The sequence below is a fragment of the Amycolatopsis silviterrae genome, from assembly GCF_042684085.1.
Taxonomy (GTDB): domain Bacteria; phylum Actinomycetota; class Actinomycetes; order Mycobacteriales; family Pseudonocardiaceae; genus Amycolatopsis; species Amycolatopsis silviterrae.
Window position 1 is genome coordinate 60,617 of record NZ_JBHUKS010000015.1, and the last position, 14,799, is coordinate 75,415.

A 14,799-nucleotide genomic window follows, 5' to 3' on the forward strand; every position below is an offset into this window, starting at 1 on the left:
TCACTCCTCCCCGATCGCCTCGAGCACATGGTCGAGGAACGCCGCGATGTGCGCGCGCAGCAGCTCGGCCGCGCCGTCCTCGTCGCCCTTCTTCGCGGCGGCGAGCACCGCCTTGTGCTCGTTCCATTCCTTGCGCCAGCTGGGATTCGCGTCCCAGCCGACCACGGTGATCAACGCCGCGCGGTCGCGCAGGTCGTCCAGCATCGACACCATCAGCGGATTGCCGCAGCCCGCATACAGCGCACGGTGGAACCGCCGGTTCAGCAGGCTCAGCGTGGTCTGGTCGGCGTCCGCGGCCGACGCTTCCTTGAGGATCTGCCCGGCCTCGTCGAACGACGCGCGGTCCGCGGCGCGCACGGCGCGGCGCAGCGCTTCCGGCTCCAGCACCATCCGCACGTCGTAGACCGACCGCGCCAGCTCCGCGTCGACCACGCACACCGACGCGCCCTTGTAGGGGCTGAACGTGACCAGCCCGGTGTTGGACAGCACCTTGAGCGCCTCGCGCACCGGCGTCTTCGACACCCCGAGCCGCGCGGCCAGCTCCGCCTCCACCAGCTGCTGGCCGGGCAGCAGCTCGCGGGCGAGAATGCCGCGCCGGATCTCCTCCAGCACCACCTCGGTGCGGGAGGCGGGGAGGCTGAACGTGGACGGCATGCCGACCCTCCTGGCTTTCGCGCTCGTCCCCGCACATTCAACCAGGCGGGCGTCTCCGAGCGTCGACACGTACGATCATATATCAGATGCCATCCGTCGGCGAAGGGACCGCAGCAGCGATGAAAGCACCCGAGGACCTGCGCAGCCACCGCTGGTTCGGCGGCGGCGACCTGCGGAATTTCAGCCACCGCACCCGCGCCCGGCAGCTCGGCTACGAGCCGGAAGAGCACCTGGGCAAGCCGGTCATCGGCATCCTCAACACCTGGAGCGACATCAATCCGTGCCACCAGCACCTGCGCGAACGCGCGGAGCAGGTCAAGCGCGGCGTGTGGCAGGCGGGCGGATTCCCGCTGGAGTTCCCGGTCGCGACGCTGTCGGAGACCTATCAGAAGCCGACGCCGATGCTGTACCGGAATCTGCTGGCGATGGAGACCGAGGAGCTGCTGCGGTCGTATCCGGTCGACGGCGCGGTGCTGATGGGCGGCTGCGACAAGACCACCCCGGCGCTCCTGATGGGTGCGGCGAGCGCCGGGTTGCCGTCGATTTTCGTGCCCGCCGGTCCGATGCTGCGCGGAAACTGGCGCGGCGAGGTGCTCGGCAGCGGCACCGACATGTGGAAGTACTGGGACGAACGGCGCGCGGGCACGATCGGCGACCGCGAACTGGCCGAGCTGGAACGCGGCCTCGCCCGCTCCCCCGGCCACTGCATGACGATGGGCACCGCGTCGACCATGACGTCCGCCGCCGAGGTGCTGGGGCTGACGCTGCCCGGCGCGGCGTCGATCCCGGCGGTCGATTCCGCGCACCACCGGATGGCCGCGGCGAGCGGCGCGCGGATCGTGGACCTGGTGTGGGAAGACCTCACGATCACGAAGCTGCTCGACGAACGCGCGTACGCCGACGCGATCACCACCGTGCTGGCGCTCGGCGGGTCGACCAACGCGGTGATCCACCTGATCGCGATGGCCGGGCGCAGCGGGATCTCCTTGTCCCTGAAGGATTTCGACGCGATCGCGCGCCGCGTGCCGGTGCTGGCGAATATCCGGCCGGGCGGCGACTGGCTCATGGAGGACTTCTACTACGCGGGCGGCCTGCCCGGATTGCTGTCCCGCCTGACCGATCTGCTGCACCTCGACCGCATCACCGTCACCGGACGCCCGCTCGCCGATTCCCTCGCCGAAGCCCGCGTGCACAACGACGACGTGATCCGTCCGCGCGACAATCCGGTGGCGAGCGAAGGCGGCGTGGCCGTGCTGCACGGCAACCTCGCTCCCGGCGGAGCGGTGATCAAGCACATCGCCGCCGACCCCGCCCTGCTCACGCACACCGGCCCGGCGGTGGTTTTCGACAACTACGCGGACCTGAAGAAGCGCATCGACGATCCCGCGCTGGGCATCACCGCCGATTCCGTATTGGTACTGCGCGGGTCCGGTCCGCTCGGCGGTCCCGGGATGCCCGAGTACGGCATGCTGCCGATCCCGGCGCACCTGCTGGAGCAGGGCGTGCGCGACATGGTGCGGATCTCCGACGCCCGGATGAGCGGCACCAGTTACGGCGCGTGCGTGCTGCACGTGGCACCGGAATCACACGTCGGCGGACCGCTCGCGCTCGTCCGCGACGGGGACCTGATCACCCTGGACGTGCCGTCCCGGACCTTGCAGCTGCAGGTCGACGACGCTGAACTGGAGCGTCGTCTCGCTTCGTGGGCCGCCCCGGCGCCGCGGTTCGAGCGGGGTTACGGTGCCCTGTACGCGGAGCACATCACGCAGGCTGATCAGGGCTGCGACTTCGACTTTCTCGCCCGCGCCGGTGCCAATCCGGAGCCGGACGCAGGGTGACGCTCGGACCCCGCCACCCACGACACAGGGTGACCGGTTTGTTCCGCTGGGGGCAGTAGTCCGGCATGTCCGGCTCGGCCCGTACTCTGTGCCCTTGACCGCAGCGAATCGAAGGGGTCGTGAGGTGCAGTACGAACCGCGCTGGCCGGAAACCGACAGCGACCAGACCGAGATCCTGCCGGTCGTGCCTCCGGAAGAACCTCCGCCCCCGCCTCGCGGGCGAGGCCTGCGCAAAGCGGGCTGGATCAGCGGCGGCGTGCTCGGCGTGCTGGTCGTCGCCTACCTCATCGACCTGCTGACCAGCCAGGGCCGGGTGCCGCGCGGCGTCGTCGTGGCCGGCGTGGACGTCGGCGGGCTGGAGCGGCCGGTCGCCGAACGCGAGCTGCGCGGGAAGATCGAGCCGCGGCTCACCCAGCCGCTCACCGTCACCGCGGGCAACGCGCACACCAAGCTGTCGCCGACCGAGGCCGGGCTCGGCCTCGACTGGAGCGGCACCCTCGACCAGGCGGGCGACCAGCCGATCAACCCCTTCACCCGGCTCACGTCGTTCTTCAGCACCCGGGAACTCGGCGTCGTGTCGCACGCCGACGACGCCAAGCTCAACCCGGCGCTCGAGGAGCTGCGCGGCCGCGTCGACCGCGATCCGGTCGAGGGCACGATCCGGTTCGACGGTGCCAACCCGGTCGCGGTCCCGCCGCAGCCCGGGCAGAAACTGGACGTCGCGGCGGCTCGCGCGAAGGTGCTGAGCGGCTGGGCTTCCAGCAGCGAACTCACGCTTCCGGTCGCGCCGGCCCCGGTGCGCACCACCGCCGAGGGCGTCCAGCGGGCGCTCGCCGAATTCGCCAAGCCCGCGGTGTCCGCGCCGGTCGTGGTCAAGGGCGAAGGCGCGGACGCGACGCTGACGCCGGAGCAGATCGCCGGCGCGCTCACGTTCGTGCCCGGCGACGGCGGCAGCCTCGCCCCGCAGATCGACCCGAAGAAGGTCACCGACGCGCTCGCGCCGCAGCTGAAGTCCACCGAGCAGGAGGGCAAGGACGCGGCCATCGCGTTCTCCGGCGGCAAGCCGGTCGTCGAGCCGTCCGCGGACGGCAACACGGTCGACTGGGAGCAGAGCCTCAAGCCGCTGCCGAACACGCTCAAGCAGACCGACGCCCGCGAGCTGAAGGCGATCTACAAGAAGACGCCCGCGAAGGTCACCACCGAGCAGGCGGACAAGCTGGGCGTCAAGGAAGTCATCGGCGAATTCAGCACCGGCGGGTTCGCCCCCGACTCCGGCACGAACATCCGCGTGGTCGCCGAGAAGGTGAACGGCGCGATCGTGAAGCCGGGAGAAACGTTCAGCCTCAACGGGTTCACCGGTCCGCGCGGACGTCCGCAGGGCTACGTCGAGGCGGGCGTGATCGAGAACGGCGCGCCCGCGCGCGAGGTCGGCGGCGGCATTTCGCAGTTCGCCACCACGCTGTACAACGCGGCGTACTTCTCCGGGATGAAGGACGCCGGGCACAAGGAACACAGCTACTACATCAGCCGCTACCCGGCCGCGCGCGAGGCGACGGTGTTCCAGAATCCCAATGGCGCCAGCGTGATCGACCTGAAGTTCACCAACGACTCGGACACCGGCGTCGCGATCCAGACCGTCTGGACGTCGTCATCCATCACCGTGAAGCTGTGGGGCACCAAGCGATACACCGTCGAGTCGGTCCCCGGCGAGCGGACGAATCCGACGCCGCCGCCGACGAAACCGGGCCCGGCGGAGAACTGCCACGCGTCCAACGGCGCGCCCGGGTTCACCGCGAGCGACACCCGGATCCTGCGCGACGCCGCGTCGGGCCGGGAGGTTTCGCGGCACACGCGGTCGGTCCGCTACAACCCGCAGCCGAAGATCACCTGCGGGGAGCAGTAAGCCGCCGCACCACCGCGGAAACCGCGAGATCGACGGCGAAAGCGAACTCCGCCTCGTGATCGCACCGCGCCAGATGCGGCGCGGATTCGACGACGGCGGGCAGTTCGGTCTGCTCCAGATCGGCGCGGCGGCGGGCGATTCCGTCCTCGTCGGTGACGCCGAACGCCGGTCCCGCGCCCGCCTCGCGCAGGAGCGAGCCGACCACGACGGCCAGGAGCGAGCGCAGCAGGTGCACCGCTTCCTCGGGAGACGCGCCCGCCTTGCGCAGCACCGAAAGCACCGCCTCGACCGGCGCGAGCGCGGCGATCGAGGGCAGCTGCCTGGTGAGGACCAGCGCGGCGGCCTGCGGATGCGCTCGCGTCGCGGTCCGGAAGGATCGGGCGATCGCGCGGAGGTCTTCTTCGGGCTGCCCGGTCAGTTCCGGGAGGCCGATCCCGCCGAGCACGTGCCCGGCGACCGCGTCGAGCAGACCCTCTTTGCCGTCGATGTGGTGGTAGAGGCTCTTCGCGTCCACGCCGAGGCGCTGCCCGACGGTCCGCATGCTCACCGCTGCCGCTCCGCCGGCGTCGACCACTTCCAGCGCGACCGTCAGGATCGCCTCCCGCGTCAGCCGGGCGTCGCCCTTGCGCGGACGTCCCCGGCGAGTCGTGGTGTTCACGGGTCCATCATGGCGCACTTGCGTTAAACCCACGGCGTGGATTAAATTGCGGCTTCGCTTTCCCGGCTTGGAGGAACCCGTGGACCCGTTGGCCATGCCCGCGCCGGAAGTGCTGCACGCCCGGCAGAAGCTCGTCCTCGACCACTTCCGCGACGAGGTGCGCCAGGACTGGGACGACGTGCTGGCGACGTTCCCGCATCCGCGCTACGAGATCGTCCCGACGATGACCGTGCACGACGGCGATTCCGCGGTGCGCGGCTACTACGCCGAAACGCGCCGCGCTTTTCCCGACCAGGACCACGAAATCATCGCGCTGCGGCACAGCGCTGATGCGGTAATCGTCGAGTTCTGGCTTCTCGGCACACACCGCGGGCCGCTCGGCAAGATTCCCCCGACCGGACAGCGATTCCGGGTCCGGATGACCGCGTACTTCCTCTTCGACGCCGACGAACAACTGGTGTGCGAACGGATTTACTTCGACACGCTCACCATGCTGCGCCAGCTGCTGAGTGCGTACGACGTCCGGAAACCAGCCTCGTGGCCCAAACTCGTTCGGGCGGTGCGCGGGCTGCTGGCGATGTCCGGAACTCCGGATCCCCGTCTCTCCGACACCACTCCGCCCGCTTTTTGTCGGTGACCCCGCGTACAGTCGGGCGCACACCACGGGAAGGGGGAACCGGTGTCCGACGACGCGGCCATGGGGCTTTACGGACTCACCAAACGGTTCGGGACCACGCTGGCAGTAGACAATGTGGGGCTGGAGGTGCCACGCGGGTCGTTCTTCGGCCTCGTCGGCCCGAACGGCGCCGGGAAAACGACGTCGCTGTCGATGGCGGTCGGCCTGCTGCGGCCGGATGCCGGCGAGGCGCGCGTGTTCGGAGTGGACGTGTGGCGAGAGCCGGAACGGGCGAAAAGCCTGATCGGCGTTCTTCCGGACGGATTGTCCATTCCGGAGCGACTGACCGGGCGGGAACTGCTCACGTACATGGGCCTGCTGCGCGGGCTCGCGCCGGACACGGTCGCCGAACGCGCCCAGGAACTGCTCGGCGTGCTGGAGCTGACGGACGCCGAGCGCACGCTCGTCATCGACTATTCCGCGGGGATGCGCAAGAAGATCGGCCTCGCGACGGCGTTGCTGCACGGGCCGCGGCTGCTCGTGCTGGACGAGCCGTTCGAAGCGGTCGACCCGGTGTCGGCGTCGACGATCCGCACGATCCTGCAGCGGTTCGTCGCCTCCGGCGGCGCGGTCGTGCTGTCGAGCCACGTGATGGCGTTGGTGGAACAGCTGTGCAGCCACGTCGCGGTGATCACGCGCGGCCGCGTCGTCGCCGCTGGCGCGGTGGCGGACGTGCGGGGCGAAGGCACGCTGGAAGACGCGTTCGTGCACATTGTCGGCGGGCGGACCGGTGGAGCGGAGGGGCTGGCGTGGTTGGCGTCCTCGTCCGACTGAAGCTGCGGGTCCTGCGCAATTCGCTGCGCGGGCGGCAAATCGCCGGCATGATCATCGGCGGGATCTTCGGTCTGCTGGCGGCTCTGTTCACCATTGGTGTCGCGGTGGTCCCGGTGCCGGAAGCCCGGATCACGGTCGACCTGCTCACCTCGATCTACGCGGTCTGGATGGCGGGCTGGGTGCTCGCGCCGATCGCGACCGGCGGCGGGGACGACACCCTGCGGCCAGAACATTTCGCGCTGCTGCCCATCGGCCGGCGCAAGCTCGCGGTCGGCCTGCTGGCGGCGAGTTTCGTGGGCGTCACCGCGTTGGTGAGCCTGCTGGCGTTTCTCGGATTGGTGTTCTACGGGCTGCGTTTCGGGGCTGGCGCGGCGTTGGTCGGGCTCGTGTTCACCGTGCTGCAGCTGGCGTTCGTGGTGTTGCTGTACCGCGTGGTGATGGCCGCGCTCGGTGCGCTGCTCACGTCGCGCAAGGGCAAGGAGCTGGGCATCATCCTGGTGGCGCTCACCGGGTTGTCCGGCGTCGCGGTCAACTACGTCATCAACAGCCTCGGCCCGGCGATCGTCTCCGGCCGGATGCCCGGCTTCGTCAGCGTCGTGGACGCACTGCCGTCTGGCTGGGGCACGCTCGCAGTGCACGCGGCCGGGGCAGGCGAATGGGGCACCGTCGGCGGCCTTTTCGCCGCACTGCTCGGAGTCGTCGCGGTCTTGGTCGTCCTGTGGGGCGCGCTGCTGGCTCGCCAGGTCACCACCCCCTCGTTCCGCGGAGCCTCGCGCACCCGCGCGAAAAGCACCCGCACCCGCCGGAGCCTGCTGCCTCCTACTCCAGTAGGTGCCGTGGCACGCAAGGAGCTCTACACCTGGTGGCGAGACGCCCGCCGACGCGTCGCCCTGCTGTCGACGCTGCTCATCGGCTTCGCCATTACCGTGGTGCCATCCTTTTCCAACGGCCCGCAGTCGGTGATGCTGCCGTACTTCAGTGTCGCCGTGGTGATTTTCGCGTCCATGCAGTCCGGCAACCTGTACGGAATGGACGGCAGCTCGCTGTGGCACACGCTGGTCGTCCCCGGCGCCGAACGCGCCGACATCCGCGGCCGCCAGCTGGCGTGGGCACTGATCGTCGCCCCTCTGGCCGTGGTGCTGGCCCTAGTCCTGCCCGGCGTCACCGGCGTACCAGGTGCGTACCCGTGGGTCCTCGGCCTGGTCCCGGCAACGCTGGGCGCGGGAGCCGGAGTCCTGATGCTGCAGTCCGTCTTCCTCGCCTTCCCGCTGCCAGATCAACGCCGCAGCGGCAGCCCGTGGTCGTCCGGCGGACGCCCCGGCTGCGCCCGAGCCGCCCTGATGCTGGCGACGACGCTGCTCATCGTGCTCGGCGCGTTGCCGGTAGTGGCGCTGTGCGTGGCCGGGCAACTGGCGGACCTGCCGGTGCTGCAGTGGCTGGGCGTCCCGGCCGGGATCGCGACCGGCGTCGCACTGGCGTGGTGGTGGGGTTCGCTCGCACAACAACGGCTGGTGACCCGGGGCCCGGAACTGCTGGCGACGGTCTCCAAAGAACGGTGACGTTTTTCTTGCCGAGGTGTCGAATGGCGTCCAGCGCGTTCGTAGCCAAGGTAAGAGACCCCGTTTGAGGAGTTCGCCATGAAGCAGTACCTGCTAGCCGTGCACGCAGACGAAACCGCCCTGGAGACCGGTGCCGAACTAGCCGCCCAGATGGCCCGCACCACCAAGGTCACCGACGACATGAAGGCCGCCGGCGCCTGGGTGTTCGTCGGCGGCCTGCGTCCTTCGCACGCCACCACCGTGGTCCGCCCCGCGAACGGCGGCGTCACGATGACCGACGGCCCGTTCGCCGAAACGAAGGAGCAGCTAGGCGGTTTCTGGGTCATCCAGTGCGCGGACCTGGACGAAGCCCTGTCCTGGGCCGACAAATGCGCACAGGCCTGCGGCCGCCCCATCGAAGTACGCCCGTTCGCCGACGGCCCGGAAGACGTCGCGTGACACTGGCCGCGATCTACCGAGCCGAGTACGGCCGCTGCGTCGCCACCCTGACCCGCCTCCTCGGCGACATCGGACTAGCCGAGGAAGCGGTTCAGGACGCCTTCGCCACCGCCGTCACCGCCTGGTCCGAGTCGTTGCCAGCCAACCCCGGCGCCTGGATCGTGACCACCGCCCGAAACCGCGCGATCGACCGCCTGCGCCGGGAATCCACCCGCGAAGCCCGCCACGCGCAAGCCTTGCTCCTCCACCAACCCGACGAACCAGCCGAGGTGGGCCCCGTGCGCGACGACCAGCTTCGGATGATCTTCACCTGCTGCCACCCCGCGCTGTCCCCGCTCGCGCAAACCGCCCTGACCCTGCGCCTGCTGGGCGGCCTGGAAACCGCCGAGATCGCGCGGGCGTACCTGGTACCGGAACCGACGATCGCCCAGCGCATCGTCCGCGCCAAAAAGAAAATCCGCGACGCCGGCATCCCGTACCGAGTCCCCGACGAAGCCGCCTTGCCAGACCGCCTGGCGTCCGTCCTGACTGTCCTGTACCTGGTATTCAACGAGGGCTACACCTCGACTTCCGGCACGCTGGTGCGCACGGACTTATGCCTGGAAGCCGTCCGCCTGACCCGCGCCCTGGCCGACCTGATGCCCGACGAACCGGAAGTCCAAGGCTTGCTAGCCCTGCTCCTCCTGACCGAAGCCCGCCGCCCAGCCCGCGTCGACTCCGCCGGTGCCCTGGTCGTCCTGGCCGCACAAGACCGCTCCCTCTGGAACCAGGACCTGATCGCGGAAGGCCACGCTTTGGTACGCCAATGCCTGCGCCGCGGACAGCCCGGACCGTACCAACTGCAAGCCGCCATCAACGCCGTCCACACCGACGGCGCGACAACAGACTGGCCGCAAGTCCTGGCTCTCTACGACCAACTCCTGGCCCACACCCCGACCGCCGTCGTCGCACTGAACCGCGCCGTCGCCGTCGCCGAGGTCCACGGCCCGGAGCTGGCCCTGGCCCTCGTGGACACCCTCGACCTGCCCGGCTACCACCTGCTCCCCGCCGCCCGAGCGGATTTCCTGACCCGATTGGGCCGCACCACCGAGGCTTCCGCCGCCTACACCGAGGCGATCGCGCTGGCCACCAACGAGACCGAACGGACTTTCCTGGAAACCCGGCGGTCCCGCCTCGCTGAGGGCTGAGCCTGGCCTCGGCTGCTGCCCAGACGGTGGCCCTGTCGAGGTCCATGCCATGACTGGGTTCGGCAGGGCTGTTCGGCTTCTGCCACCGGATCTGGGGCTGCCGCCGGGTCCGGTTCTGCCCCCGGGTCTGGGGCTGCCGCCGGGTCCGGTTCTGCCGCCGCGTCCGGCTGATCCCGCTCGCGCGCCATCGCCTGCGCAGGTGGACCCGCTCGCGCGCCATCACCTGCGCAGGTGGACCCGCTCGCGCAGCGTCGCCTGCACCCGCCAGCCCGCCACCACGGCACTGCCCGCGCAGGTCACCATCAGCGCGTCACCGCCCACGCAAGCCAGCCCTCGCCAGCACAGCACCATCCGCACAGGTCAGCCCATCACCGAGGCATCACCCGCGCGCACACCGGCCACCAGCCCCAGCGTCGCCTGAACAGCCCACCAACACGGCACCGCACGCACCCGTCCAGCCCGCCAACAGAGCACCGCACGCACCGTCCAGCCCGCCAACACAGCACCGCCCACGCCCGGCAAGCCCGCCAACACAGCACCGCCCGCGCCTGGCAAGCCCGTCAGCCCAGCGTCGCCCTCCGTCTAATTCCCTCAGCCACTCCTCTCCATCCGCCACCCGCACCCGCTACGGAAGCGCCGCCAACGACTCCTCCAACGCCGCGTCCGGAAGTTCGTTGTCCACCATGTTCCCCGCCAGATACGCGCCGTACGCGGGCAGATCGAGGTGCGCGTGCCCGCACAGCGCCGTCAAAATGACCTTCTCCTCTCCAGTTTCCTTGCAGCGCAACGCCTCCTGAATACACGCCGCCAAAGCATGCGTTGGCTCAGGCGCAGGGATGATGCCTTCCGTGCGAGCGAACTGCACTCCTGCGGCGAAACATTCCTGCTGCCCGATCGCGAGCGCCTCGATGAGACCCAGTTCGTAGATGTGCGAGATCAGCGGCGACATCCCGTGATAGCGCAGACCGCCGGCGTGGATCGGGTCCGGGATGAAGCCGTGGCCGAGCGTGTGCATTTTCAGCAGAGGCGTGAGACCCGCGGTGTCGCCGAAGTCGTAGGCGTAGCGGCCGCGGGTGAGGGTCGGGCACGCCGCCGGCTCGACCGCGCGGATCACCGGGTTCATCCGCCCGGCCAGTTTCTCCCGCAGGAACGGGAAAGCGAGCCCGCCGAAGTTGGAGCCGCCGCCGGTGCAGCCGACGAGCACGTCCGGGGTGTCGCCGGCCATCTCGAACTGCCGGAGGGCTTCCTCGCCGATCACCGTCTGATGCAACAGCACGTGGTTGAGCACGCTGCCCAGCGCGTACCGCGCACCCGGATCCGCCGCGGCCTGCTCGACCGCCTCGCTGATCGCGATGCCGAGGCTGCCCGTCGACTGCGGGTTCTCCGCCAGGATCGCCCGGCCCGCCGCCGTGCGGTCCGATGGACTCGGGTATACCTGCGCGCCGAACGTCTCCATCATCAGCTTGCGGTACGGCTTCTGGTCGTACGACGCCCGCACCTGCCAGACCTCGCACGACAGCCCGAACGTCGCGCACGCGAACGCCAGCGCGCTCCCCCACTGCCCGGCGCCGGTCTCGGTGGTGAGCCTCGTGACGCCTTCGGCCGCGTTGTAGAACGCTTGCGGCACAGCGGTGTTCGGCTTGTGCGAGCCGACTGGGCTGACGCCCTCGTACTTGTAGTAGATCCGCGCCGGCGTGCCGAGCGCCTTCTCCAGCCGGCGGGCACGGTAGAGCGGAGACGGCCGCCAGAGCCGGTAGACATCCCGGACTTCCTCGGGAATGTCGATGTACCGCTCGCTCGTGACTTCCTGCTCGATGAGCGCCTGCGGGAACAGCGGAGCCAGGTCCGCCGGCCCGACGGGCTCGCGCGTTCCCGGATGCAGCGGCGGAGGCGGCGGCTCGGGAAGGTCCGGCACCACGTTGTACCACTGCGTCGGGAGATCGGCCTCGTCCAGGATGTATTTCGTCCGTTCCGCCATTCACGCCTCCTCGGTCGCGGAACCCAACGTAAGCCGGGCAGCGGGAGAAGCCAAGACCGAGACCGCGCGAGGGGACCCCTCGTGCGGATAAAACGGCAGGTCCACCCATGTGGGCTACCTGTCCACAATCTGTCCACAATGGAGGGTGTGACCAGTTTCCGGAAGCGGTTTCCGGCGGGCGCCGGTTTTTGTCGGTGGGTGCCGGTAGGTTCGTTTGCATGGCGACACTAGTGACGTTTCACGCTCATCCCGACGATGAAGCCATCATGACCGGCGGCGTGATGCGCAAGGCGGCCGACGAGGGGCACCGGGTGGTGCTCGTGGTGGCGACACGCGGGGAAAAGGGCGAGATCCCCGAAGGACTCCTCGCCGACGGCGAGCAGCTCGCGGACCGGCGGGTCAAGGAAACCCAGGAGGCGGCCGAGGTGCTGGGCGTCTCGCGAGTGGAGTTCCTGGGATACCAGGACTCCGGAATGATGGGCGACCCGTCGAACGACGGCCCGGAGACCTTCTGGAGCGCGCCGGTCGAGGAGGCGGCGGAGCGGCTGGCGACGATCCTGCGCGAGGAGTCGGCCGACGTGCTCACCGTCTACGACGACTTCGGCGTCTACGGCCACCCGGACCACATCCAGGTCCACCGCGTCGGCATGCGCGCGGGCGAACTCGCGGGCACTCCCCGGATCTACCAGGGCTCGGCCAACCGCGACCGGATGCGCCAAGCCGCCGAAGCCGCCCGGGCGGCGGGCGAGGAAGGCATGCCGGACGAGGAGATGACCATCGGCAAACCGGAAGCCGAACTCACCGCGGAAGTGGACGTCACGGCGTACCTGAAGGTCAAGCGAGCGGCGATGCGGGCGCATCAGAGCCAGATCAGCGAGGAGTCGTTCTTCCTGGCCCTGCCGGACGACAAGTTCGGCCAGGCCTTCGGGACGGAGTGGTTCATCCGGGAAGGACAGGGACCGGGGGTGACGGAGACGGATCTGATGAAGGGGCTCTGACTGGGCTCGGGTGCGCCGTTGGCGTGGGTGCCCGGCGTGGGTTCGCAGGCCCGAGGCGGGGCGGCAGGTCGGCTTGGCCACGGTCCAGGCGGGGCGGCACGGGCACGAGGTGGCGACAGGTCAGCGCGGGTCTCTGGCCCGAGCCGGATCGGCAAGTCACCGCGGCCCGTAGGTCAGCGACGGGCCGGCCCGCAGGTCCAGACCGGACGGCAGGCCAGCGCGGGTCCGGCGTGGTGCGGCAGAGCCGCGGGCTCGGGCCGGATCGGCAGGTCGGCCCAGCTCCGCATGCCCGAGCCGGATCGGCAGGTCAGCCCAGCTCCGCATGCCCGAGCCGGGGCAGCAGGTCTGCCTGGCCGCGGTCCAGGAGGGGCGGCAGGTCGGTGGCGGGTGGTGGCGGGCCGCATCGTTGGCCAGGCAGGGAGGAGCCGCGGGCTCGTCTAGGGGCCGACGGCCCAGGGCGAAGCCGGCCATGGGCCGGGTTGGACGGGATTGTTCGCCAGACATGAGCCGGTGGGCCGGCGGCAGGGCACCGGCCGGGTTTCCAGGGCTGAGCGAGCTGGCCATGGCCGGATTGGACGGGATTGTTCGCCAGACATGAGCCGGTGGGCCGGCGGCAGGGCACCGGCCGGGTTTCCAGGGCTGAGCGAGCTGGCCATGGCTGGGCTGGGCCCGCGCGCAGGGCCGCGCACGGGCACAGGCGCGGGTGCGGCCTGCGGACCCGCCGTGGCTGGCTCACGCGGGGCCCGCGGGCTCTCCCACCCGTGCCGCGGCCAGGCGGACCGCGTCGAGAATTTTCTCGTATCCGGTGCAGCGGCAGAGGTTTCCCGCCAGGGCCTCGCGGATTTGCGGGTCTGTCGGCGCAGTCTCCCGGTGTACTAGTTCGTGTGCGGCGACGATCAGGCCCGGCGTGCAGAAACCGCACTGCACCGCGCCCGCGTCGATGAATGCTTGTTGGACTGGGTCCAACTGGTCACCGGTCGCCAAGCCTTCTACCGTGCGGACGTTTCTGCCTTCGGCTTGCCCGGCGGCGACCAGGCACGAGCAAACTGGGGTACCGTCCAAATACACGGTGCACGAACCGCATTCGCCCTGTTCGCAGGCGTTTTTCGAGCCGGGCAAGCCCAACTGGTCGCGGAGCACGAACAGCAGGCTTTGCCCTTCCCAGACCTCGTCGACAGTCCGGTTCTCGCCATTGACAGTGAGGTTCAGGCGCATTTCGGCTGCCCGCCTTTCCGATAGTCTTCCCAGGCCCAGCTCAACGTCCGGCGGGCCAGTACGGCGATCGTGTGGATGCGGTAGTCGGCGCTGCCCCGGACGTCGTCGATCGGGGACGCGGCGCTCGCGGCCAGGTCGCCGAAGCGGCGGATGACCGAGTCCGGCAGTGGCGAGCGGGAGGCCCAGCTGTCGGTGAGGGCGTCGCGGAGGAAGTCTTCGGCTGCGGTGGCTCGGCGCGGGGTCGGGGCGGCCGAACCCACTGCCGCGCCTACCCAGCCGGTTTCCGGGGCCAGGTCCAGTGCGAACGAGCACACCGCGATGACCATCGCGTTGCGGGTGCCGACCTTCGCGAACTGTTGCGGGCCGGTCGCGACTGGGAGGTGGATCGCGGCGATCAGCTCGTCCGGGGCCAGTGCGTTGCGTTTGACGCCTTGGTAGAACTCCGTCGCTGGGATCATCCGGACGCCGCGTATGGACGCCGCCTCGATCGTCGCGTCGCAGGCCAGTAGCGGCGGGTGGGTATCGCCGGCGGGAGAGGCCGCGCCTAGGTTGCCGCCGACGGTGCCTCGGTTGCGGATTTGCGGGGAGCCGACGGTGCGGCTCGCCATCGCCAGCCCGGGGAGGCGGGTGCCTAGTTCGGTGATGATCCGGGTGTACGGCACGCCTGCGCCCAGCCGGATCCGGCCGTCCTGTTCGGTCCATTCGGACAGGGGGCTGATCCGCGTGAGGTCGAGGAGGGCGGCGGGACGGCGGTGGTCGAAGTTCAGTTCGACCAGGACGTCGGTGCCGCCTGCCAACGGGACGGCGTCGGGGTGTTCGGACTTGGCGGCTAGGGCTTCTTCCCAGGTCGCTGGGGTCAGGAAATCCATGGGGCACCTCCGGGAGGCGGGTTGGGGAAGCGAGCCGATGCGATCGTCAGCC

The 14,799-nt window shown here is 70.0% G+C and carries 13 protein-coding genes; 8 read left to right on the plus strand and 5 right to left on the minus strand.

The window, feature by feature from the left end:
• On the minus strand, window positions 1-654 hold the full coding sequence (locus ACFSVL_RS20965; RefSeq protein ID WP_378306606.1) for a GntR family transcriptional regulator: 654 nt from the start codon (window positions 652-654) through the stop codon (window positions 1-3).
• Window positions 655-773: 119 nt separating this feature from the next.
• Here ACFSVL_RS20965 and araD point away from each other — a divergent pair, with 119 nt between their 5' ends.
• Together araD and ACFSVL_RS20975 are read left to right on the plus strand one after the other, a co-directional pair.
• A complete protein-coding gene (gene araD, locus ACFSVL_RS20970; protein ID WP_378306608.1) occupies window positions 774-2,492 on the plus strand; it encodes an L-arabinonate dehydratase in 1,719 nt (572 codons plus the stop codon).
• A 124-nt stretch (window positions 2,493-2,616) separates the two neighbouring features.
• Complete coding sequence (locus ACFSVL_RS20975; RefSeq protein ID WP_378306610.1) at window positions 2,617-4,395, plus strand: VanW family protein; 1,779 nt, start codon at window positions 2,617-2,619, stop codon at window positions 4,393-4,395.
• Here ACFSVL_RS20975 and ACFSVL_RS20980 read toward each other — a convergent pair.
• Window positions 4,376-5,053 carry a TetR/AcrR family transcriptional regulator C-terminal domain-containing protein gene (locus ACFSVL_RS20980; RefSeq protein WP_378306612.1) on the minus strand — a complete coding sequence of 226 codons (678 nt, stop codon included), beginning with the start codon at window positions 5,051-5,053 and terminating at the stop codon, window positions 4,376-4,378. The genes ACFSVL_RS20975 and ACFSVL_RS20980 overlap by 20 nt on opposite strands.
• A 79-nt stretch (window positions 5,054-5,132) precedes the next feature.
• On the opposite strand from ACFSVL_RS20980, the gene ACFSVL_RS20985 reads away from it, so the two are divergent.
• The 5 genes from ACFSVL_RS20985 to ACFSVL_RS21005 all read left to right on the plus strand — a co-directional run bounded on the left by ACFSVL_RS20985 (window position 5,133) and on the right by ACFSVL_RS21005 (window position 9,687).
• Window positions 5,133-5,690, plus strand: a complete 558-nt coding sequence (locus ACFSVL_RS20985; protein ID WP_378306614.1) for an ester cyclase — start codon at window positions 5,133-5,135, stop codon at window positions 5,688-5,690.
• A gap of 42 nt (window positions 5,691-5,732) precedes the next feature.
• A complete protein-coding gene (locus tag ACFSVL_RS20990; RefSeq protein ID WP_370935257.1) occupies window positions 5,733-6,503 on the plus strand; it encodes an ABC transporter ATP-binding protein in 771 nt (256 codons plus the stop codon).
• Window positions 6,479-8,062: a hypothetical protein gene (locus ACFSVL_RS20995; protein ID WP_378306616.1), complete on the plus strand. Its 1,584-nt coding sequence runs from the start codon at window positions 6,479-6,481 to the stop codon at window positions 8,060-8,062. Before ACFSVL_RS20990 ends, ACFSVL_RS20995 begins: the two co-directional genes overlap by 25 nt.
• A gap of 78 nt (window positions 8,063-8,140) precedes the next feature.
• Window positions 8,141-8,500, plus strand: a complete 360-nt coding sequence (locus ACFSVL_RS21000; protein ID WP_378306618.1) for a YciI family protein — start codon at window positions 8,141-8,143, stop codon at window positions 8,498-8,500.
• Window positions 8,497-9,687: an RNA polymerase sigma factor gene (locus ACFSVL_RS21005; RefSeq protein WP_378306620.1), complete on the plus strand. Its 1,191-nt coding sequence runs from the start codon at window positions 8,497-8,499 to the stop codon at window positions 9,685-9,687. Before ACFSVL_RS21000 ends, ACFSVL_RS21005 begins: the two co-directional genes overlap by 4 nt.
• A 625-nt stretch (window positions 9,688-10,312) precedes the next feature.
• On the opposite strand, the gene ACFSVL_RS21010 is transcribed toward ACFSVL_RS21005, so the two are convergent.
• Window positions 10,313-11,665 carry a TrpB-like pyridoxal phosphate-dependent enzyme gene (locus ACFSVL_RS21010; RefSeq protein WP_378306622.1) on the minus strand — a complete coding sequence of 451 codons (1,353 nt, stop codon included), beginning with the start codon at window positions 11,663-11,665 and terminating at the stop codon, window positions 10,313-10,315.
• Window positions 11,666-11,883: 218 nt separating this feature from the next.
• Between ACFSVL_RS21010 and ACFSVL_RS21015 the strand changes: the two genes are divergently transcribed.
• Window positions 11,884-12,663 (plus strand): PIG-L family deacetylase, encoded by a 780-nt coding sequence (locus tag ACFSVL_RS21015; RefSeq protein ID WP_378306624.1) that lies wholly within the window; start codon window positions 11,884-11,886, stop codon window positions 12,661-12,663.
• Between the two features lie 732 nt (window positions 12,664-13,395).
• Here ACFSVL_RS21015 and ACFSVL_RS21020 read toward each other — a convergent pair.
• Both ACFSVL_RS21020 and ACFSVL_RS21025 read right to left on the minus strand, forming a co-directional pair.
• Entirely contained in the window at window positions 13,396-13,878 is a 483-nt protein-coding gene (locus ACFSVL_RS21020; RefSeq protein ID WP_378306626.1) for a (2Fe-2S)-binding protein, read from the minus strand.
• Window positions 13,869-14,747 (minus strand): FAD binding domain-containing protein, encoded by an 879-nt coding sequence (locus ACFSVL_RS21025; RefSeq protein WP_378306628.1) that lies wholly within the window; start codon window positions 14,745-14,747, stop codon window positions 13,869-13,871. Before ACFSVL_RS21025 ends, ACFSVL_RS21020 begins: the two co-directional genes overlap by 10 nt.
• Window positions 14,748-14,799 lie beyond the last annotated feature (52 nt).

Bases quoted from the DNA above. Each gene is read 5' to 3' on its own strand.
- ACFSVL_RS20965 (WP_378306606.1), bottom strand. From the start codon at position 654: ATGCCGTCCACGTTCAGCCTCCCCGCCTCCCGCACCGAGGTGGTGCTG.
- araD (WP_378306608.1), top strand. From the start codon at position 774: ATGAAAGCACCCGAGGACCTGCGCAGCCACCGCTGGTTCGGCGGCGGC.
- ACFSVL_RS21000 (WP_378306618.1), top strand. From the start codon at position 8,141: ATGAAGCAGTACCTGCTAGCCGTGCACGCAGACGAAACCGCCCTGGAG.
- ACFSVL_RS21010 (WP_378306622.1), bottom strand. From the start codon at position 11,665: ATGGCGGAACGGACGAAATACATCCTGGACGAGGCCGATCTCCCGACG.
- ACFSVL_RS21015 (WP_378306624.1), top strand. From the start codon at position 11,884: ATGGCGACACTAGTGACGTTTCACGCTCATCCCGACGATGAAGCCATC.
- ACFSVL_RS21020 (WP_378306626.1), bottom strand. From the start codon at position 13,878: ATGCGCCTGAACCTCACTGTCAATGGCGAGAACCGGACTGTCGACGAG.
- ACFSVL_RS21025 (WP_378306628.1), bottom strand. From the start codon at position 14,747: ATGGATTTCCTGACCCCAGCGACCTGGGAAGAAGCCCTAGCCGCCAAG.